Source organism: Actinomadura monticuli (assembly GCF_041463655.1).
Lineage (GTDB): Bacteria > Actinomycetota > Actinomycetes > Streptosporangiales > Streptosporangiaceae > Spirillospora > Spirillospora monticuli.
The window spans coordinates 159,007-179,726 of sequence record NZ_JAXCEI010000012.1 but is presented as its reverse complement, the minus strand read 5'-3'; the positions used below and the strand labels follow the sequence as shown (position 1 = coordinate 179,726).

Here is a 20,720-nt window from a genome sequence, read left to right as displayed (position 1 = left end):
CTCGTGCGCCGGTCCTTCCGCGGTCCGGGACACTTCGACGGTACGCAGAGCCACCGGGAGCATTCTGTAGCCCCAGGGAACAAAACAAGAAACGCGTTACTCGCCGATTTATAACTTTGGCATCCGTACGGCCGTCCGGGTCTCCGGGCGGGCGTCGAAACAGCGCGCCGCCCCGATTGTCCGCTGCCCGGGAACGGAAAACCGTCGGCGAATAATAGAGAAAGATTCACGTTCGGCGCCGGTGGACGCCGCTGCCGCGAGCGCCGCGCGACCCGGTGGGCTCACCCGGCTCCGCTGGACTTCATGCAGGTCAAGAGGGCCTTCTGGGTGCGGCCGTCCTGCGGGTCGGGACGCCAGGTGCTCGTGTCGTTCGGCATCTTGACGCCCTGCTTGCGCATGCAGGCGACGAACGCGTTGACGACCTTGGGCGGAGCGGAGGACGGCGCCGCGCCGGGCGCCTTCACCGCGCCGCCCTGGGCGGAGTCCCCGGCGCCGGCCCCGGCCGGCGCGGACGCCTCGCCGCCCGTGGTGGCCTGCCGGGACGTGGACGGCTTGGCCTCGTCGCCGCCACCGCAGGCGGCGGTCATCGCCAGTGCCGGGACGAGCAGCAGAGCCGCCAGATGACGTCGGTTCACTGGGGGTCCTTCCAGCGGGATGGGGCCTTGACGATATCCGGTGGCCGGCCGCCGCGTCCGCCCGGTCCGGTCCGTCGCGGCGCACGGCAATTCCGGCGGCGGGCGGAGAACATGTCATCCGCGAATGGAGGAGTCCGCGTCCGGCTTCTGTGGCGCGCGGTTCGTCGCGGGAAGAATTCATTGGCGCCGGCCCTGCACGCGCAGCCCGGCAAGCGCGGCGCCGGTCTGCCGGCCGTCCGCCGCCCGGCGTTTATCACTTAGGTGACAAATGTGTATCCGAATCGTTGCTCCGTGTACATGGCGGACGATGCAGCGGAGGGCCACACTCGGGGCCTTCGTGATCTCCACCGGGAGGCGGTGCGCAATGTCCGGTGACGGCTTCGACTTCGACGTGATCGTGGTGGGCTCCGGGTTCGGCGGCAGCGTGTCGGCGCTGCGGCTGGCCGAGAAGGGGTACCGGGTCGCCGTGATCGAGGCGGGGCGCCGGTTCGACGAGGACACGCTCCCCAAGACGTCCTGGCGGCTGCGCAAGTACGTGTGGGCCCCGCGCCTCGGGATGCGGGGCATCCAGCGCGTCCACCTGGTCGGCGGCGAGGCCGGCGTCCTGGTGCTGGCCGGCGCGGGTGTGGGCGGCGGGTCCCTCGTCTACGCGAACACCCTGTACGTCCCGCCGGAGCCGTTCTTCAAGGACCGCCAGTGGGGCCACATCACCGACTGGCAGGACGAGCTGAAGCCGTTCTACGACCAGGCCCGCCGCATGCTCGGCGTCACCACGAACCCCCTCGTCACCCCGGCCGACGAGGCGATGAAGCGCGTCGCGGACCGCATGGGCGCCGGCGACACCTACCACCCGACGCCCGTCGGCGTGTTCTTCGGCGAGAAGCCGGGCGAGGACGCCGACGACCCGTACTTCGGCGGCGCCGGCCCGCGCCGGACCACCTGCACCGGCTGCGGCTCCTGCATGATCGGCTGCAAGGTCGGCGCGAAGAACATGCTGACGAAGAACTACCTGTACCTGGCGGAGAAGGCGGGCGTCCAGGTCATCCCGGACACGACCGTCACGTCCCTGAAGCCCGCCGCGTCCGGCGGGTACGAGGTCGGCCTGGAGAGGACCACGCCGCTGCGCAAGCGCCGCCGGACGCTGACCGCCGAGCACGTCGTCCTCGCCGCCGGGACGTACGGGACGCAGCGGCTCCTGCACCGGATGCGCGCGGCCGGCCGGCTCCCGAACCTGTCGCCCCGCCTCGGCGAACTCACCCGCACCAACTCCGAGGCGCTCCTCGGCGTCGAGCGCATGACGGTGTGGCACCGCAAGAAGGACGTCGACCACAGCACCGGGCTCGCCATCACCTCGTCCTTCCACCCCGACGAGAAGACCCACATCGAGCCCACCCGGTACGGGGCGGGCAACAACGCGATGGGCGTCATCCGGACGCTGCTGGTCGACGGCGGCGGCGCGCCCCGCTGGCTGAAGTTCCTCGGCCAGGCCGCCCGGCACCCGACGATCATCCTGCGCGGCCTCTCCCTCAGGGACTGGGCCAAGCGGACCGTCATCGCCCTCGTCATGCAGACCGCCGACAACTCGATCACCATCGGGGAGAAGCGGGGCCGCCTCGGCCGCCGCAGGCTCGTCGCGCGGCAGGGCGACGGCGAGCCCAACCCGACCTGGATCCCCGTCGCCCACGACGCCGTCCGGATGCTCGCCGAGGAACTCGACGCCACCCCCGGCGGCACCTGGTTCGACCTGTTCAACATCCCGACGACCGCGCACTTCATCGGCGGCTGCGTCATCGGCGAGACCGCCGAGGACGGTGTGATCGACCCGTACCACCGCGTCCACGGGCACCCCGGCCTGCACATCGTGGACGGCTCAGCCGTCACCGCGAACCTCGGGGTCAACCCGTCCCTCACCATCACCGCCCAGGCCGAACGCGCCATGGCGTACTGGCCGAACCGCGGCGAGAAGGACCCGCGCCCCGCCCCCGGCACCGCCTACCGCCGGATCGACCGGGTCATGCCGGAGACCCCGGCCGTCCCGCCGACCGCCCCCGCCGCCCTCCGGCTGCCCTGACCGGCGGCCCGCCTCCGGTCAGGCGCGCGGGCGGCGGCCCGGCCGGACCTTCGGCCGGGGCGCCGGCGCCGGCGCTTCGGCGGCGGACGCGAGCGAGCGCAGCGACCCCTCGGCCGCCTCGGGCCGGTCGCCGAGCCCGACCAGCAGGTTGACCGCGGCCGGTGCGAGGACCGTGGGCACCCCGTCGCGCCCGAACACCCCGATGGTCTCCAGCAGCACGTAGCCGTGCAGCATGCTCCAGATCTGCGCGGCGACGGGGACGGGGTCGTCGCGGCGGATCCGCCCGGCCGCCATGACGCGGCGCACGGTCTCCACGTTCTGCTCGAAGACCGCGTTCACCTCCGGCAGGGTGGTCGGCGTGCCCTCCCCGATCAGGTCGTGCCCGATCGGCGGGTGCGCCCCCGGCCCGGTGAGACCGATCATGAACCGGTAGCGCTGCGGGTTGGCGAGCACGAAGTCCCGGTAGGCGAGGCCCAGCGCCAGCAGGTCGGCGACCGGGTCGTCCGTCCGGGGGACCGCGTGCAGGTGGCGCCCGAAACGGACGAACTCCTCCTTCATGATCGCCTCGTGCAGGCCCGCCATGCCGCCGAAGTGGGTGTAGACGGCCATGGTGGACGCGCCGATCTCCGCGGCCAGCCGGCGGGCGTTGAGCGCCTCGGGGCCGTCCCGTTCCAGCAGCCGGATCCCCGCGTCGACGAGCCGCCGCCGCGCATCCTCCCCTGGACGTCCCGCCATGACAATGTTATACCTTCTCATAACAATGTTATAAGGCAGCCGGGCGCCCGCACCCGGGCTCCCGTCCACGCTCCCTGGAGGGCACCATGGACAGGCTCTTCGCACGCGGAACGGTGACGATCGACGCCCCGGCCGACGAGGTGTTCGCGGTGGTCGCCGACCCGGTCGCCATGGCGGGCCTCGCCGCCGAACTCCAGTCCGTCCGCTGGCTGGACGGGGCCGCCGAGGCCGCCCTCGGCGCCCGGTTCGAGGGCCTCAACCGGCACGGCAGGCGCAGCTGGCGCACGGTCTGCGAGGTCGTCGAGCTGCGTCCCGGGCGGAGCTTCGGCTACGACGTCGCCACCGGCTTCGGCGTCCCGATCTCCCGCTGGCGGTACGACGTCGAGCCCGCCGGCGACGGAACCTGCGTGGTGACCGAGACCAACTGGGCCCGCATCCCGGTGTGGTTCGTCCCGCTCGCCCTGGCGGTCACCGGCACGATCAACCGCCCGGCCCTGAACCGCGCGAACATAGCGACGACCCTGGACCGCCTCAAAGCCCGCATGGAGAACCGGCCTTCAGAAGAGGCCCGGCCGGCGTCATGACCCGACCGGCTCGGCGGGGCACCACTCCTCGCCGGGGGCGGGTCAGTCCTCGGGCGGGGTGTCCTCGAAGGGCTCGGCGGGGTCTTCCAGGGCGGGGCGGTGGGTGGCCTGGTGGACGCGGACGGCCAGGATCGCGCGGGCGAACCGTCCGGCCAACTCGCCGTCCATCACCTCCGGGACCTGGTCGACGCCGACGAGCCCGCCCAGCCGGGCGGTGACCGCGCCCGACTCGCCCACGCGCACGCCGCGGCCGTCCTCCAGGTCCTCCACGGACGGCAGGTCCAGCGCCGCCCGCAGGGTGTCCTGCAGCGCGCGGACGGTCGCCGCGTCCCGGTCGATGCGGACCTCGGCGGCGTCGGCGCGCTCCTCCGCGGCGTCCGCGCGCTGCTCGGCCCGGTCGGCGCGCGTCATCGCGGCGAGGATGCGCTCCTCCGCGGAGTCGGCGAGCCCCTCGGCGCGCTTCGCGCGGGTGGCCTGCTCCTCCGCCCGGCTCGCGGCGGCGTTCCGCTCCACGGTCAGCCCCGCGACCTCGCCTTGGACGACGCTCAGCTCCGCCCGCAGCCGCCGCTCCGCATCGGCGGCGGCCTCCAGCTTGGACCGGGCCTCCGCCAGCTCCGCCCGGACGTCCGCGAGATCGGAGCGGGCCGCGGCCAGCGCGCTCTGCTCGGCCGACAACCGCGCGGCCAGCTCGTCGCGCTCGCGCTCGGCGTCGTTGCGCGCCTGGTGCTCGGTGCTCCAGGCCGCCTCGGCGCGCTTGCGCAGCCCCTCGGCGTTCGCGGCCTCGTTCGCGGACGTGGCGCGGGCCTGCTGGTGAGCCCCGGCCTCCTTCCACGCGTTGGCCTCGCTCTCCTGCGCCGCGGTGACGCTCGCCTTCGCGGCGGCCAGCCCCTTCTCGAACTCCTCGCGCGCCTTCGCGGCCTCCGCGGCCGCGGCCGCGGCACGGGCCTCGGCCTCCTCGGCGCGCTTGTCCGCGTCCGCCGACTCCTGCCGCGCGCCGCGCGCCTCGTCCAGGGCCCGCTCGGCACTGTCCAGGGCACCGCGGACCTCGCCGTCCAGCCGGTCGCCCAGCGTGGAGGCGAGCACGGCGAGCTGCGCCACGCTCGCCGCGAGCCGCTCGACGTCCTGGCCGAACGCCCGGACCGGGGCGGGATCGACCTCGGGAATCGCGTTCGCGTCGCGCTGCACGGCCACCTCCGCGTGCTCGTCCTCGCCGGGACCTTCGCCCGCGGGCAGGAGCGGCGCGGTCAGTACGCCGTCGTCCGGGACCTCTTGATCTTCGCGCACGCGAGCATCCTAGTGAAACGCCCCGATTTGCACCCCCTACCTGTGGAAGCTGTTCCTTTGGCCGAACTGCCCCGGGGCGGGGTTCCGGAGTCGATCGAAGCCGGGGGCGGCGGCGCCGTGGGAGGCATTGCCGGTGTCCGTGTATGCCCAAATGGGGGCAAAATGTGTTCGCCGTGCCGCTGCTGAAAGCGCCCCCGCGTGCGGTGTCAGGGCGGGGTCGAGCCGACTCGCCGGCGGGTCCGCCGCCAGGAGTCGAGTTGGCCTGCATAGCCTTTGACCTGCGGAATCGTGCCGTCCAGGCGGCGCCGGCCTGCTGGTGGCCGGTGCACGGGACGGCCCCGGCGACCCGTCCCAAACTTGGACGGCTCCTAATCTTGACTGACTCCAGATAGTGAGCCAGTCTGTCTGCCGTGGCGACCGCCTTGGAGTTCCAGGAGATGCTGCGCGGGGCCGCCCTGAGGGTGACCCGGCCGCGGGTCGCGGTGCTGCGCGCGGTGCACGCGCATCCGCATGCCGACACCGACTCGATCATCGGGACCGTGCGCACGGACCTCCCCAAGGTGTCCCACCAGACCGTGTACGACTCGCTGCGCGTCCTGACGGCGGCGGGGCTGGTGCGGCGCATCCAGCCCTCCGGCTCCGTGGCGCGCTACGAGTCGCGGACCGGCGACAACCACCACCACGTGGTGTGCCGGTCCTGCGGCGCCATCGCCGACGTCGACTGCGCCGTCGGGGATGCCCCCTGCCTGACCGCCTCCGACGACCGCGGCTACCTGATCGACGAGGCCGAGGTCGTCTACTGGGGCATCTGCTCCGACTGTCCCACCTGAACCAGCCAGCTCGTCCTGGAAGGAAAACCGATGGCTGAGAACAACGAAGCCAGCGTCTACGAGACGAACGACGAGAACGCCGGCGGTTGCCCGGTCGTGCACGGTTCGCGCGCCCCGCACCCCACCCAGGGCGGCGGCAACCGCGGCTGGTGGCCGAACCAGCTCAACCTGCGGGTCCTCGCGTCGCAGCCGGCCGAGACCAACCCCTACGGCGAGGACTTCGACTACGCCGAGGCGTTCAACAGCCTCGATCTGCCCGCCGTGAAGGCCGACATCGCCGCGCTGCTCACCGACTCGCAGGACTGGTGGCCGGCCGACTTCGGCAACTACGGCCCGCTCATGATCCGGATGGCGTGGCACAGCGCCGGCACCTACCGCATCCACGACGGACGCGGCGGGGGCGGCAGCGGCCAGCAGCGCTTCGCGCCCCTCAACAGCTGGCCGGACAACGTCAACCTCGACCGGGCCCGCCGGCTCCTCTGGCCCGTCAAGAAGAAGTACGGCAAGAACCTCTCCTGGGCCGACCTCTACATCCTCGCCGGCAACGTCGCCCTCGAATCCATGGGCTTCACGACGTTCGGGTTCGGCGGCGGACGCGAGGACGTCTACGTCCCCGACGAGAACGTCTACTGGGGCCCCGAGCAGGAATGGCTCGCCGACGAGCGCTACACCGGCGAGCGCGACCTGGAGAACCCGCTCGCCGCGGTGCAGATGGGCCTCATCTACGTCAACCCGGAGGGCCCGAACGGCAACCCGGACCCGATCGCCGCCGCCCGCGACATCCGCGAGACGTTCCACCGGATGGCGATGAACGACGAGGAGACCGTCGCGCTGATCGCCGGCGGCCACACCTTCGGCAAGGCGCACGGCGCCGACCCGCACGCCAACGTCGGCCCGGAGCCCGAGGCCGCGCCGCTGGAGCAGATGGGCATCGGCTGGAAGGGCACCTACGGCACCGGCAAGGGCGCCGACTCGATGGGCAGCGGCCTCGAGGTCACCTGGACGAACACGCCCACCACCTGGGACAACAGCTTCTTCGAGATCCTCTTCGGCTACGAGTGGGAGCTGTTCAAGAGCCCCGCGGGCGCCTGGCAGTGGCGGCCGAAGGACGGCGCCGGCGAAGGCACCATCCCGCTCGCCCACTCCGAGGGCTTCACCCACCCGACGATGCTGACCACGGACCTGTCGCTGCGCTTCGACCCCATCTACGGGCCGATCTCGCAGCGGTTCAAGGACAACCCGGACGAGTTCGCGGACGCCTTCGCCCGCGCCTGGTACAAGCTGACCCACCGCGACATGGGCCCGGTCGTCCGCTACCTCGGCCCGGAGGTCCCGTCCGAGGAGCTCATCTGGCAGGACCCCGTCCCGCCCGTCGACCACGAGCTCGTCGACGCCCAGGACATCGCCGACCTCAAGCAGCGGATCCTCGCCACCGGCCTGTCGGTGCGGCAGCTCGTCACCACCGCGTGGGCGTCGGCCGCGTCCTTCCGCGGCAGCGACAAGCGCGGCGGCGCCAACGGCGCCCGCATCCGGCTCGCGCCGCAGAACGCCTGGGACGTCAACGAGCCCGACGAGCTCGCGCAGGTGCTGCGCGCGCTGGAAGGCGTCCAGGAGTCCTTCAACTCCGCCGCCATCGGCGGCAAGAAGGTCTCCCTCGCCGACGTGATCGTGCTCGGCGGCTGCGCGGCCGTCGAGAAGGCCGCCAAGGACGCGGGCCACGACATCGAGGTGCCGTTCACGCCGGGCCGCACCGACGCCTCGCAGGAGCAGACCGACGTCGCGTCTTTCGAGGAGATGGAGCCGACGTACGACGGGTTCCGCAACTACCTCGGCAAGGGCAACCGGCTCCCCGCCGAGGCCCTGCTCATCGACCGGGCGCAGCTGCTGAACCTCACCGCCCCCGAGATGACGGTGCTCGTCGGCGGCCTGCGCGTCCTCGGCGTGAACTACAAGCAGACCAAGCTGGGCGTGCTCACCGACACCCCCGGCGCGCTGACGAACGACTTCTTCGTGAACCTGCTCGACATGGGCACCACGTGGTCGCCGACGTCCGAGGACGCCGAGACCTTCGAGGGCCGGGACGCGTCCGGGCAGGTCCGCTGGAGCGGCAGCCGCGTCGACCTGCTGTTCGGCTCGAACTCCGAGCTGCGCGCGGTCGCCGAGGTCTACGGCGCCGACGACGCCAAGGAGAAGTTCGTGGCGGACTTCGTCGCGGCCTGGGACAAGGTGATGAACCTGGACCGCTTCGAACTCGCCTGACGGTTCCGCCGTCCAGGCCGGCCCGCCCGCTCCGGCGGGCCGGCCTGGACCGCCGCCGTCACGGGCGGCAGTCGGGGCAGAGCCCCCAGAACGTCACATCGGCCTCGTCGACCAGGTACCCGGCGTCGTTCACCGGGTCCATGCACGGCGGATGGCCCACGGCGCAGTCGACGTCCTCGACCGCGCCGCACTCGCGGCACACCAGATGATGATGGTTGTCGCCGACGCGCCCCTCGAACCGCGCCGGGCTCCCCGCCGGCTCGATGCGCCGCACCAGCCCCACGGCCGTCAGCGCATGCAGCGCCTCGTAGACGGCCTGGAGCGAGATGTGCCCCACACGGTCGCGCACCCCGTTGGCGATCGCCTCGACGCCGAGGTGGTCCCCGTCCCGGACGGTCTCCAGCAGCGCGACGCGGGCGGCCGTCACCCGCAGCCCGACACCGCGCAACTCCTCGGCGGTGCTCTGCGATGCGGTCATGCCCCACCTCTAAGCGCGAACGATTTGCGACAACGAATGACAAAAGTGTAGTCGAGCCCCGCTATCTCCCCGAAAACCCCGGTCGACCGCCACCCACTGAACCACCAAACCAATCCAAGCCACGCCGAGAACCCGACCCCGCCCGAGATGCCGCCCACCACTCGGCCAGGCGCGGCCCACAACGGCGGCTAAAACCAAATCCAAACCTCTACTTGCGACCCACTGTGACCAGAGCAACAAGCATTGGTGGTGCGAGGGGCGGTCGCGGCGCAGGCTCAGTCCGAGCACCGCCTGCGCCCCGGTCCCGAGGTGAAGTGCTGGTGCGCGGGACGGAACAGGCGTGCGGCGTGCGGCGTGCGGCGTGCGGCGTGTGGCGGGCCCGGGCTCGGGCTCGGGCCTGCGGCTGGGATGCGGTGGCCCGATGTGCCGTGCTGGGCGCGGGACGGGTGGTCGCGGGCCAGGGTGGAGGCTTCGGACGGGCGGCAGGGGCGGGGTCAGGTCAGGTTCTCGGCGAGGACCTTCAGGTGGGTCTCGCGGGCCTCGGTGTGGACGGCTCGGCCGGCTTCGGTGATCTGGACGAAGACGCCGCGGCGGTCGGCCTCGCACAGGTCGCGTTCGACGTAGCCGTCCTTCTCCAGGCGGGCGACCGTGCGGGACAGGGCGCTCTGGCTGAGGTACATCGCCGCGGCGATCTCCTGCATGCGGCGCTTCTCACAGTCGAGATCGACCAGGCGGTCGAGCGTCTCGTACTCGCTCATGGTGAGGCCGTGGGCGTCCTGCAGGGCGCGGTCCAGGGCGCACGCGACCGTGTTGTAGCAGGTCGCCAGCTCGCGCCAGCGGCCGACCAGAGCAGCCTTCGCCTCCATGCGGCGGATCGTACCATGCGGGCGCATCAGATGCATCAGCATTAAATTCTGCAGAAATTAGTGCGTAGACATTTGATGCATGTGCATGTACTGTCCTCCGACGTGGCTATCACCGACACCTCACCTGCCTCCACCGTCCGTCCGCCGGCCGGCGCCGTGCGCGCCCCGGCCGAACAGACCTGGACTCCCCGGCTGTGGGGAGTCCTCGCCGTCCTGTGCGCTGTGCTCTTCCTCGACGCGCTCGATGTCTCGATGGTGGGCGTCGCACTGCCGTCGATCGGTGCCGAACTCGGCCTCTCCACCACGTCCCTGCAGTGGATCGTGAACGGGTACGTCCTCGGCTACGGCGGGCTGCTCCTGCTCGGCGGACGCACCGCCGACCTGCTCGGACGTCGCCGCGTCTTCCTGACCGCGCTCGCCGTCTTCGCCGTCGCGTCCCTGGTGGGCGGGCTGGTGAACGACGGCACACTGCTGATCGTCACCCGTTTCGTCAAGGGCCTCGCCGCCGCCTTCACGGCGCCCACCGCCCTGTCCATTCTGACCACCACGTTCCATGAAGGTCCGGCGCGGAATCGGGCGCTTTCGGTGTTCTCCGTCTTCGGCGCCAGCGGCTATTCGTCCGGTTTGATCCTGGGCGGGCTGCTGACCAGCTTCGGCTGGCGCTGGACGTTCCTGGTCCCCGTCCCGCTCGCGGCGATCGCCCTGGTCGCGGGTATCGCGCTGATACCGCGGGACAAGCCCGCGGCCGATGGCGGCCACGACCTCGTCGGCGCGGTCACGCTCACCGGCGGCATGCTGCTGGCGGTCTACACCGTGGTCTCAGCGCCCGACCGCGGCTGGCTCGACCCGGTCACTCTCGGATCCGTGGTTCTCGCCGCCGCCCTGCTGGCCGGATTCCTCGTCACCGAGAACAGGGTGCGGCACCCGCTGATCCGGCTCGGCATCCTGCGGATCGGGCCCATCGTCCGTGCCAATCTCAGCATGATCGCGCTGTTCGGCTCGTACCTCAGCTTCCAGTTCATGATGACGCTCTACCTGCAGGACGTCCTGCACTGGTCGCCGCTGAAGATGGCCATGGGCCTGCTGCCGGCCGGCCTCCTCGTCGCCTTCGCCTCACCTTTCGTCGGACGCCTGATCGACCGGTACGGGACCTCCCGCCTGATCATCAGCTCCATGACGTCGCTGAGCCTCGGCTACGGCTGGTTCCTGGCCACGGCCGGGAACGCCCCGCACTACGCGTTCACGATCCTGCCGACGATGCTCTTCCTGGGCGGCGGGTTCGCGTTCGGGTTCAGTTCGATCATGGCGCAGGCCACGGACGGCATCGACGATTCCGAGCAGGGCCTGGCCTCCGGTCTCGTCCAGACCTCGGGCCAGGTCGGCGCCGCCCTCGTGCTCGCCGTCGTCACCGCCCTGGTCGCCGGCGGCACGGTTGCGGGCGGCGACGGCTTCGCCGAGTTCCACGCGGGCGTCAATCTGGTGAGCGCCGTCGCCGTCGTCGGCCTGGCCCTGAACCTGATCCCCCTCCTGCGCCGTAACCCGAGCCCGGCCCCGGCCCCGGCCACGCCTGACCTCGATCACGCCTGACCTCGACCACGCCTGATCCACCGGCGGGGCGGCCTTTCTCCAAGGCCGCCCCGCCTCCGTACTCACCAACCCACCCTGTCGTCCGCAGGAGTTGCTGGGCGGCCTTGGGCGGTCCATCTGCGCCTTGGGCGGTCCGTCTGCGCCTTGGGACGTTCGTCTGGAGCTTGGTCGCGCCGACGGCCTCGGTGTGCCCGGGGCACATCAGAGCCTCCATCCGGCCCGGGCGCTTCGGCGGGGCTCGGAATCGGTGACCGGGCGGCTACTTGGGTCGTTTCCAGAAGGGGCGGCGGGGTGGGGACTCTCCTGTGAAGTCGGCCAGTGCCTGGAGCGCGCGGGTCCACTGGTCGTTGACGGTGGCCTGGTCTGCTGCGGGCTGGAGGCGGCGAAGGTCGTCACGTAGGGCTGCCAGGGAACCGGCGTCCAGAGACAGGGCCTCCATGCGCTGGACGATCGACTCCAGGATGGGCAAGAGATCGGTCAGCAGATGGTGGGCGCGCTGGTCGTCGGGCACCTGGCGGAGCCGGTCCAGGACGTTGGCCAGTTCCCGCTGGAAGTCGGCCAAAGTGTGAACGCGGGGGGCGCGGCGCCGGGGCGCGCGCGGTGCCGCCGAGCTGCCGATGGGCCGGCCCGTGGGGCTGGGCGGCGGGCCGCCGTAAGCCGCCGGGGCAACGTTCGGCGGCGCCGGAGGAGCGCCAGGTGGCGCCGGGGCTCCGGCCTGTGCGGGCGCAAGGGAGTCCAATGTGGCCGAGAACGCCGCGGGCGCTGCCGCGGGGCCCGCCCACCCTTGGGGGGACTCCACCGGCTGAACGACCTGGTGCCGAGCATCGCCTTCGGTCACCACCCTGCTGTCCACGGCCACGAAAGCGGTGAAGCGGCACAGGACGCCGAAGCGGAGCGAGGTCTCGACGATGCGTTGTTCCAGGTCGTCCGGGCCGCCGACCGTATAGCGGTCTTCGAGGTCGCGCAGGTGGGCGCGGGCCCAGATGGTCCTGGCGGCACGCGCCGTGGAGACGATGCCGGTGGCGCGCTGCTCCCAGGGCGTCCCATCGGAGGCGGTGCCGCGGACGGTGAGCGTGCCGGAGGGAGAGCCGCGGAACCGGCCCGCGATCACCAGCGGCACGCCGGGGAACAGCGCGCCCAGCCTGGCCGGGGCCACGGTGTCCTCGATGATCTCGAAGTCGTCGGCGTGGAGGGTGAGGCCGGTCGCGAGCGGGGCGGCGATCCGGTGATGGATGTGCTCCATCGCCTCGTCGAGGCGGTCCTCGGATTCGACGAGTTCGCAGCGCCCACGTCCGATGGAGGCGAGGCGGTTCAGGAACCCGGCGTTGACGGCGCGGTCGATGCCCACGGTGTGGACGCGGACGCCCTTGAGCCGCGGCTCCAGATGGGCGAGGAGCTGGTCCTCGTTTCCGACCTGCCCGTCGGTGATGAGGACGAGCACCCGGTCGCGCGTGGAGCCGGTGAGCAGGCGGCAGCCCTCGTCGAGCGGGGTGAGCATCTCCGTGCCGCCTCGGGCGTTCAGCGTCGCCAGATGCTCCACGGCGCGGAACCGGTTGCGGTCGGTGCCGTCGACGAGCCCTGTGCCGAGGTCGCGGGGCCGCTCGATGACACTGTCGAAGGAAAGGACGGCGAACCGGTCCTCACTGCGGAACGTGTCGACGATACGGGCGGCCGCGCGGCGGGCGGCGACCATCTTCCAGCCCTGCATGCTGCCCGAACGGTCGAGGACGAGGACCACGTCGCGTGGGCTCGGCCTCGCGTCCCCGGAGGGGAGCACGGTGAGCGCGAACGTCCCCTCACCGGCCGCCTTCTCGGACGCCTTCTCGGCCGGCTCCCCGGCCACGGAGATCGTGTGCGTCGCATCCGGGTGCAGGGAGAGGGCCGCGGCCTCGTGCGGGGCGAAGTCGAGGCGCAGGATGAAGTCGCGGTCAAGGCGCTCGCCCGGTTGCAGGCGCACGGTGGTGCGCTCGCCGTCGCCCTCCTCGCTCACCACGTGCAGCGCGGACCGGATCTGGGTCAGCGGCAGCCCGGCCGGGTCGATGTCGGCGCTGACGCTCAGACGCACCGGGTTGGGGAAGCCGGGCAGGAGGACGGGCGGGCTGATCCGGGACGCGTCTGGCACGGCGTCGGTATCGTCCTCCACCCCGGGACCGGCGCGCTCACCGTCCAAGGGGATGCCCGGGATGTAGCGGGGTGCCACCACGAGCGGGAACCGGAACGTCGCGCTGGAGGCCGACTCGTGCGGCAGCGGCTGGTCGAGCTTCAGCCTGATGGTCACCCGTTCGCCGGGCAGGATGTTGCCGACCCGCATGGTGAACACGTCCGGGCGGTCTTCCTCGGCGATCGCGGCGCGCCGGCCCGCGGCGATGGCCTGGTCGTAGTCCTGCCGCGCCTGGCCGCGCTCCTTCAGCGTCCCCTCGATGACCCGGTCCGCGGCCTCCATGCGCAGCGCGGTCACGGCGGCGCGATCGGGCAGGGGGAAGATGTAGGTGGCTTCGAGTGGAACGTCGAACGGGTTGCGGAAGCCCTGGACCACCTCGATGCCCGCGGCGAGCCCGGTGATCGAGGCGTGGACGCCGACGGAGTCGAGCGGCAGGTTGCCCTTGTCGGTGCTGAGCGCGCCGAGCCCGCGGTCGGACGCCGGGGGTTCGGTCTCGGGTAGTGGCAGGATGCGCACGGTCACGGGGACCTCCGGGAGTGAGCTTCGGGCGGGAGAGCGGGGCTGTCGGCGGTGGTGAGAAGGCCGCGCCGCCGCAACTCGTCGAGCAGCGGCCGCGCGGCGGCGTCGAGGGCGGCGAGGTCGCCGCCGCTCAGGGTGGGGCCGTCCAGGAGGAGGGTGACGCCGGGCGCCAGGCGCACCCCTTGGACGACCGGAGGAAGAGGCCTGCCGTAATCGACGGAAACGTTCGCCCGGTCATACGACACATCCGGCCTGGCGCTCCAGAAGTCCTTCCGTCGGCCGGCCCCTCCGACGGCCGGCCCCGCCGGCGCGCCCGAGGGAGCGTCCGAGGGTGGGGCCCCTCCTCCCGCCACATCCGCGGACGTGCCACGCCGCGCCGGGGCGGGGGTGTTGGTTGCCTGGTCGGTCGAGGGGGCGCTGCCGGGGGACGTCGGGGCTGGGGACGGCTGCGGGGAGGGGGCGGCCGGGAGGGCGGCTATGCGGGCGAGGGTCTCGTCGGGGGCGGCGGCGAGTTCGAGTTGGATCTCCGCGATCGAGCGGCCCTCGGCCTGGCGTCGCTTCACCGCGACGAGCTGCAGGAGGTGGCGGTGGCCGTAGAGGGCGGTGCGGCCGCGGCGGCCGAGCGGCGGGTCGACAAGGCCGATCGTGGTGTACCAGCGGATCAGCCGCGTGTTGGGAAGGTCGCGCACCCGGCCGCTGACCTGCGCGGCCCCGTCCGCCGTGAGGGCGTCGGCGGCGCGTTCCGCCAGTTCGCCGATCGTCCAGGTGCTGTCCATGGGGACCATGATGACACTGTCATCATGACAGTGTCAACCTCGACTCGCTGATCAACTCCGGGACCGTACTTGCCGGAGCCGCCGGGCTGCCGCACGCCGTTGCCTCAGGTGCGGCTCGGGGCGGACGAAAAGGGGGCCTTGCGGTGCGCGGCAGCGGTGTCGGCGTATCGCGCGCCGGAGCCTCGGCCATGTGATGGAAATACTCACTCTGCAATGATTGGCCAATTTCCAACCCTTTACGCTGCGTCGTGTCTACATCACTTATAGGGATGAAGTGCTGGTCATCCTAAGCGTGCGATACTTGCAGTATGCCGGTCAAAACGCCTAAAGGGCGCAAATGCGACTCTCTGTCGGAGTTGCCCAGATAGCGCAAGAATGGTGTTCGGTATGGATGTTGGATCTTCTGAAATGGCCAGTAAGGACCGTCGGGAACCTTTACATTTTCCGGTATGAACGACCATCTCCTGGTCGAGGCGCTACGCGAGCGCGACCACGGCGCCATGGCCGCGGTGTACGACGCCCATGCCCACCGGCTGTATGCGTACTGCTGGTTCCAGTTGCGGTGCCGTGACACCGCGCAGGTGGCTCTGCGCGACACGTTCATCGTGGCCGAGGCGCACATCGACGAGCTGCGCGATCCCGACCGGTTCAGAGCGTGGCTCTATGCGATCGCCAGGCTGGAGTGCGCGCGGCGCATGCCGCCGAAGGACCGGGTTCCGGACGTCCGGGTGGCCAGCCACGACCAGGAGGACGTCGACCAGCGCGTCACGGCGTGGCAGGCGGTACTGGCGATGCGTCCCGCCTCAAGGGAGCTCCTGGAACTGGCGGTCAGGCATCGGTTGCCGCTTCCCGACCTGGCCGCCGTGCTCGGTCTGTCGTTGAGGGACGCGCAAGAGGCATCGGACCTCGCGCAAGACGACCTGGAGGTGGCGCTGGCCGCGCAGATACTCGTGCAACAAGGGCCTTACGGCTGCGCCGAGCGTGCGCAACTGCTGCGCGAGCGGTGTGGTGAGCTTGTCCACGACTTGAGCGAGCGGCTGGTGGAGCACGCGCGGGCTTGTCCCGTCTGTGGAGCGTTCCGTCCTCGAACGGTGTCGGCCAAGAAGGTCTACAGCCTCCTGCCGGACGCGCGCCCGCGGGCGGACCTGCGTCTGCGGGTGATGAGCTGCTTCCTCGACCCCGAGCTGGTGGGCTACAGGCTCTTCGTGGCCACCCGGGTCACGGACTTCGCCTCTGACGGCTTTCCCCTCCAGGACGGACGGTCGCGACGGCAGGCTCGTCCACGCGGCGGAGGGTTCTGGTTAGGCCGCCATCGCAAGAGGCCGTCCGAGACTCAGGACGCCGGTCCCGGCGCACAGGTCGTCCGGGCGGCCGTGGTGCTGACAGTGGTGGCGCTCCTGTCCGCCGGCGGGGTCGCGTCGATGTACGGACTCGTGGGCACCGCCAAGGGCCCTGCGGGGACGGCGTCCGGCCGGCAACCCACGGCGATGCCGGGCCTTTCGCAGACACCCGAGGCCGAGCGGTCGCCTGGGACGCGTCCAGAAGGGCCGGAGACCTTCGATCCCGCCCCTGTGTCGGCCACCTTCCCGCTTGGCGCGCGCGCATCGGCCGCGCCGCCGGTCGCCATGCCCGCCCCGCCTCCCGTCCCGGTCTCGGGGACCGAGTCGACCGTGGCCAGAGGTTCTCTCACCGTTTCGCCGCTCTTCCTGGACCTGGCGGGTGGTTCGGACAGCTCCATAGAGCTGCGCGCAGAAGGCGGACCGGTGCCCTGGCAGGCGAAGGCTCAAGGGGCCATTCGAGTGCAGCCGTCCTCCGGGCTTCTTCAGGCCGGGCAGACCATGGCCGTGCACGTCCACGTCTCCCGGCGGCCGGACGCGCGCGGGGAGGGCACCGTCACCTTCGCTCCAAGCAGCACCAAGGTGCACGTCACCTGGCGGCAGGATGCGCCGCCCACCACAGGGCCATCCCCTATGCCGACAGGTTCCGGCTCCGCGAGCCCCTCGATGCCGCCCGAGACGCATCGTCCTGGTGGTCCCGGTCCCACACCGTCCGAGCCCCAAGGCCCGGGGGACACCCGGCCGACGCCCTCACCGTCGCCGACCCCCGCGCCCACACCGCCCTCTGGCGACCCCCCAGAGTCGACACCGCCTCCGACAGGACGATCGTCAGGGAGCACCTCACAGGACGTGAGTCCGACCTCCAGCGCATGACCGCGACCTGCCGGTGGTGCAACGTCGGCAGAAGCGGCGGACGTACCCGCCATTGGGGGAGTCAACTACTCTTCGTAGGTGATCGTTTGCGCTAAGCAGCACATCCTTAGGGGAGGACGTGCTCATGGCACCTGGCGCACGAGACACCCGCCGCCGTCGCGCGATACCGTCCCCCGCGCGGAGCACGACGTTGCGGCTGGTCGCCCTCACCTCCGGTCTTGTGATCGGAATGAGCCTGCTGGTGCCGACCGCGTACGCGAGTCCGTCCGCTGACCCCGGCCCCAGCGCGCGGGACGTCGAACGCAGCGAACGCCAGGTGAGGGAACGGGCGGCCGAAGTCGGCCGGACGAAGGCCAGGCTCGTACTGGCGGACGGTGAACTCGACAAGCTCGCCGTCGCCGCGGAGGCCGCCATAGAGCGTTACAACGGCGAGCAGGTGAAACTGCAGCGCTCGCGGCAGCAGTACCGGGACACCCAGGCTCGCCTCGGCGAGGCGTACCGGAGGTTGGAGGAGACCAGGGCGGAACTGGCGACGTTCGCCGCGCAGGTCTACCGGGACAACACCGGCTACGACCAGATCTCGTCGGCGCTCGTCGGTGACGGCGGGCCGCAGGCTTTCATGGACCGGGCCGGCATGGTCGAGATGCTCGCCAAGCGGCGGACGGCCATGGTCGGCCGTGTCGAGGCGTCCAAGACCGTCGCGAACGTGTTCCGGCGCCAGGCGAAGACCGCCCTGGACGAGCAGGGGGCGGCGACCCGGCGCGCCGATGAGGCCAGGCGGCTGGCGCAGGAGGCGGTCGCCAGGCAACAGGAGTCCGTCCAACGCATCGAGGCTGAGAAGCGACGCCTGGAGCGTCGGCTGGGCAGGGCCCAGGCCCACGCAGCGCGAGTCAAGCGCGCGCGGGAAAAGGCTGAGGAGAGGGCGAGGGAGAAGGCCGAAGCGCACAAGGTCCGTTCCGCCTTCGCGGACACGAAGGCGCCGGCCACAGGGCTGACCTCATCCGCCGCGCGTGGTGCCGTCGCCGCACGGGCGGCGCTCAAATGGCTCGGCACCCCCTACTCGTGGGGTGGAGGCAATGTGTTCGGCCCCAGCCAGGGGGTCGCCCAAGGTGCGGGCACCGTCGGCTTCGACTGCTCGGGGCTGGCCATGTACGCATGGGACAAGGCCGGTGTACGCCTCGACCACTGGACCGGCACGCAATGGACGTCCGGCCCCCACATCCCACTCGGCGCGCTGCGTTCGGGCGACCTCGTCTTCTTCGCCAAGGACCCGTCAGATCCCGGCACCATCCACCACGTCGGCATCTACATCGGCGCCGGCCGCATGGTGGAGGCGCCCTATACGGGGGCGAGGGTTCGCATAGCGAGCATCCACCGAAGTGACCTGATCGGCGCTACCCGGCCTTCGGGGTGAGGTCGTGCACCGCTGGACGGCCCGTACTTCCCCGCGGACGGCGAGAACCCTTCCGCGCGGCGTTCCGCACGGAAGGGTTCCTCGTCTGTCTTGTCGCGGGGGCGGCGGGAGCGGATCAGCGCCGTCCGCGACTCCCTGCCCCGGCCCGGCCCGGCCGGTCGGCCTGCCTGCCGGTCAGCGGGTCCGGACGGCGCTCAGTGGCCGCCCTGGTCCACGGCGCGCTTGCGGGAACGCTCGATCTCGAGTTCGGCCTCGACACGTCCGACCCAGCTGGCGCCCTCCACGGACTTGCCGGGCTCGAGGTCCTTGTAGACCTCGAAGAAGTGCTGGATCTCCAGGCGGTCGAACTCGGCGACGTGGTGGATGTCGCGGAGGTGCTCCATACGGGGATCGGTGGCGGGGACGCACAGGACCTTGTCGTCACCACCGGCCTCGTCGGTCATCCGGAACATGCCGACCGCGCGGCAGCGGATGAGGCAGCCGGGGAAGGTCGGCTCCTGCAAAAGGACGAGCGCGTCCAGGGGGTCGCCGTCCTCCCCTAGGGTGTTTTCGATGAACCCGTAGTCGGCCGGGTACTGCGTCGAGGTGAACAGCATGCGGTCGAGCCGGATGCGCCCGGTCTCGTGGTCCACCTCGTACTTGTTCCGCTGGCCCTTCGGGATCTCAATGGTGACGTCGAAATCCAAGATGTCCTCCGCTCCCTGCGCGCTCGCAGTGAATAGTCTTCGGGGAGCCCGTGGGTGAGGCCGGCCCCACGGGACGAGTGTTCCCTCGTATAAGGATGTCGCACGTTGGTGAGTGCTGAGTGGGAGAGGGGCGGTCACGTGCCTGGACGGGGCCGGGCCCTCGTGATCCTGTCGCTGTCCCTCCTTAACGTTTTCACTGTCGCCGCGGGGCTGGCAGTGGCAAAACTCACACCTGAGCGGCATCTGTCCCCGCAGCCGCCGAGCGTGGCGGCGCGCGACGTGGTGCGCGTCCAGGCGTCCTCGGCCGCGGTCGCCGCCGCCGACCCCGGAGCGGGCCGTCCGCCGAACCCGTCCGTCCTGGCGGGACGGCTGTCGGCGCTGATCGGCGGCCCGAAGGCGAAGATCAACGCGGTGGTGATCGACGCGGGGACGCGGCGGCCCCTGTACGAGTTGCGCGCCGACCTGCCCGCCACCCCCGCCTCGACGACGAAACTGGCGACGTCGGTGGCGGCGCTGGCCTCGGTGGGGCCCGCGCACCGGATCACCACTCAGGTCGTGCGCGGCACCGGGGGCGGAATCGTACTGGTCGGAGGCGGGGATCCTACCCTGACGGCTCTGCCTCCGCGGCGGGGGGCCGGGCATCCGTCCTACGCGTCGCTTCTGGATCTCGCCCGTCAGACGGCAACGGCGCTGAAGGCGTCCGGTGTGACCCAGGTGCGAGTGGACTACGACGTCTCCGCGTATCAGGGGCCTCGCACGGCCGCTGGATGGAAGCCCAATTATCTGCCGGACGGTGAGGTCGCCCCCGTCTCCGCACTGACCGTCGACGAGGGACGGGTCTCCCCGCTGGACCCGACCAAGAAGGCCCGGGTCGCCGATCCGCCTTCCTCCGCGGCGAATCAGTTCGCGCGGCTGCTGTCCAAGGAGGGCATCAAGGCGAAGGCGGGGCGGAGGACGGTGGCGCAGAAGGGCGCACCGAGCCTCGGTTCCGTCCAGTCACCGCCGATGTCCGCTCTGGTTGAGCACCTGCTGACCGACAGCGACAACGACGTCGCGGAGGCGGTGGCCCGCCAGGTCGCCATCAAGCTGGGCCGCCCGGCGACGTTCGCGGACGCGGCTCAGGGCGTCCGGCAGGTTCTCGCAAGGATGGGTGTGGCGGAGGGCGTTGCGGTCAACGACGGGAGCGGGCTGTCGCCGCGCAACCGGATCTCGCCGATCGCGCTGGCCCGCATCGTCTCGCTGGCTGCGGGCGAGAAGCGCCCGGAGCTGCGGCCGGTCATCACGGGGCTGCCCATCGCGGGGTTCTCGGGCACGCTGAGCCCGCCGCGCTACACCGTCGCGGCCAGCCGGGCGGGGGCGGGGACGGTCCGCGCCAAGACCGGCACCTTGGCGGGGGTCAGCACGCTGGCCGGGCTCGCGTACGACGCGGACGGGCGGCTGCTCGCGTTCGCCTTCATGGCGGGGGACGGGAAGGGGCCGGTCGATCCCGGCAAACTCGACCAGCTCGCCGCGGCGGTCGCCGGCTGCGGGTGCGGCTGAGCGCGTGTGGGCCGGGCCGTACGGGAGATAACCAGAACGGTTGTTCGTTGAACGACCTAGCAGGGGCGCCTCGGCGCCGTCTCCGA

16 protein-coding genes are annotated in these 20,720 nt (G+C 71.5%); 8 read left to right on the top strand and 8 right to left on the bottom strand.

Going from position 1 to position 20,720, the window contains the following annotated elements; translation table 11 throughout:
* Window positions 1–281: 281 nt before the first annotated feature.
* Window positions 282–635 (bottom strand): hypothetical protein, encoded by a 354-nt coding sequence (locus SM611_RS26210; protein ID WP_371952635.1) that lies wholly within the window; start codon window positions 633–635, stop codon window positions 282–284.
* A 364-nt stretch (window positions 636–999) separates the two neighbouring features.
* Between SM611_RS26210 and SM611_RS26205 the strand changes: the two genes are divergently transcribed.
* On the top strand, window positions 1,000–2,706 hold the full coding sequence (locus SM611_RS26205) for an FAD-dependent oxidoreductase (RefSeq protein ID WP_371952633.1): 1,707 nt from the start codon (window positions 1,000–1,002) through the stop codon (window positions 2,704–2,706).
* 18 nt (window positions 2,707–2,724) lie between these two features.
* Here SM611_RS26205 and SM611_RS26200 read toward each other — a convergent pair whose 3' ends face one another.
* The gene (locus tag SM611_RS26200; protein ID WP_371952631.1) at window positions 2,725–3,441 is read right to left on the bottom strand and encodes a TetR/AcrR family transcriptional regulator; all 717 of its coding nucleotides are present in this window, start codon (window positions 3,439–3,441) and stop codon (window positions 2,725–2,727) included.
* Between the two features lie 86 nt (window positions 3,442–3,527).
* Between SM611_RS26200 and SM611_RS26195 the strand changes: the two genes are divergently transcribed.
* Complete coding sequence (locus tag SM611_RS26195; protein ID WP_371952630.1) at window positions 3,528–4,025, top strand: SRPBCC family protein; 498 nt, start codon at window positions 3,528–3,530, stop codon at window positions 4,023–4,025.
* Window positions 4,026–4,067: 42 nt separating this feature from the next.
* Here SM611_RS26195 and SM611_RS26190 read toward each other — a convergent pair whose 3' ends face one another.
* Window positions 4,068–5,309, bottom strand: coding sequence for a coiled-coil domain-containing protein (locus tag SM611_RS26190; RefSeq protein ID WP_371952628.1), 1,242 nt, complete (start codon window positions 5,307–5,309; stop codon window positions 4,068–4,070).
* 437 nt (window positions 5,310–5,746) lie between these two features.
* Between SM611_RS26190 and SM611_RS26185 the strand changes: the two genes are divergently transcribed.
* Window positions 5,747–6,139: a Fur family transcriptional regulator gene (locus tag SM611_RS26185; RefSeq protein ID WP_371952728.1), complete on the top strand. Its 393-nt coding sequence runs from the start codon at window positions 5,747–5,749 to the stop codon at window positions 6,137–6,139.
* 30 nt (window positions 6,140–6,169) lie between these two features.
* Window positions 6,170–8,398, top strand: a complete 2,229-nt coding sequence (gene katG / locus SM611_RS26180) for a catalase/peroxidase HPI (protein ID WP_371952627.1) — start codon at window positions 6,170–6,172, stop codon at window positions 8,396–8,398.
* A gap of 58 nt (window positions 8,399–8,456) precedes the next feature.
* Here the strand turns inward: katG and SM611_RS26175 are convergent, their stop codons facing one another.
* Window positions 8,457–8,876 carry a Fur family transcriptional regulator gene (locus tag SM611_RS26175; RefSeq protein ID WP_371952626.1) on the bottom strand — a complete coding sequence of 140 codons (420 nt, stop codon included), beginning with the start codon at window positions 8,874–8,876 and terminating at the stop codon, window positions 8,457–8,459.
* A 494-nt stretch (window positions 8,877–9,370) separates the two neighbouring features.
* On the bottom strand, window positions 9,371–9,742 hold the full coding sequence (locus SM611_RS26170; protein ID WP_371952624.1) for a MarR family winged helix-turn-helix transcriptional regulator: 372 nt from the start codon (window positions 9,740–9,742) through the stop codon (window positions 9,371–9,373).
* Between the two features lie 75 nt (window positions 9,743–9,817).
* Between SM611_RS26170 and SM611_RS26165 the strand changes: the two genes are divergently transcribed.
* A complete protein-coding gene (locus tag SM611_RS26165) occupies window positions 9,818–11,329 on the top strand; it encodes an MFS transporter (RefSeq protein WP_371952623.1) in 1,512 nt (503 codons plus the stop codon).
* Window positions 11,330–11,588: 259 nt separating this feature from the next.
* Here the strand turns inward: SM611_RS26165 and SM611_RS26160 are convergent, their stop codons facing one another.
* Entirely contained in the window at window positions 11,589–14,012 is a 2,424-nt protein-coding gene (locus tag SM611_RS26160; RefSeq protein WP_371952621.1) for a VIT domain-containing protein, read from the bottom strand.
* A complete protein-coding gene (locus tag SM611_RS26155) occupies window positions 14,009–14,785 on the bottom strand; it encodes a MerR family transcriptional regulator (RefSeq protein WP_371952619.1) in 777 nt (258 codons plus the stop codon). Before SM611_RS26155 ends, SM611_RS26160 begins: the two co-directional genes overlap by 4 nt.
* A gap of 449 nt (window positions 14,786–15,234) precedes the next feature.
* On the opposite strand from SM611_RS26155, the gene SM611_RS26150 reads away from it, so the two are divergent.
* Window positions 15,235–16,995 carry an RNA polymerase sigma factor gene (locus SM611_RS26150; protein ID WP_371952618.1) on the top strand — a complete coding sequence of 587 codons (1,761 nt, stop codon included), beginning with the start codon at window positions 15,235–15,237 and terminating at the stop codon, window positions 16,993–16,995.
* A 190-nt stretch (window positions 16,996–17,185) separates the two neighbouring features.
* Complete coding sequence (locus SM611_RS26145) at window positions 17,186–18,409, top strand: NlpC/P60 family protein (protein ID WP_371952617.1); 1,224 nt, start codon at window positions 17,186–17,188, stop codon at window positions 18,407–18,409.
* 194 nt (window positions 18,410–18,603) lie between these two features.
* Here SM611_RS26145 and SM611_RS26140 read toward each other — a convergent pair whose 3' ends face one another.
* Window positions 18,604–19,095, bottom strand: a complete 492-nt coding sequence (locus tag SM611_RS26140; RefSeq protein WP_371952616.1) for an inorganic diphosphatase — start codon at window positions 19,093–19,095, stop codon at window positions 18,604–18,606.
* A gap of 216 nt (window positions 19,096–19,311) precedes the next feature.
* Between SM611_RS26140 and dacB the strand changes: the two genes are divergently transcribed.
* Window positions 19,312–20,634: a D-alanyl-D-alanine carboxypeptidase/D-alanyl-D-alanine endopeptidase gene (gene dacB / locus SM611_RS26135; RefSeq protein WP_371952615.1), complete on the top strand. Its 1,323-nt coding sequence runs from the start codon at window positions 19,312–19,314 to the stop codon at window positions 20,632–20,634.
* Window positions 20,635–20,720: the final 86 nt, after the last annotated feature.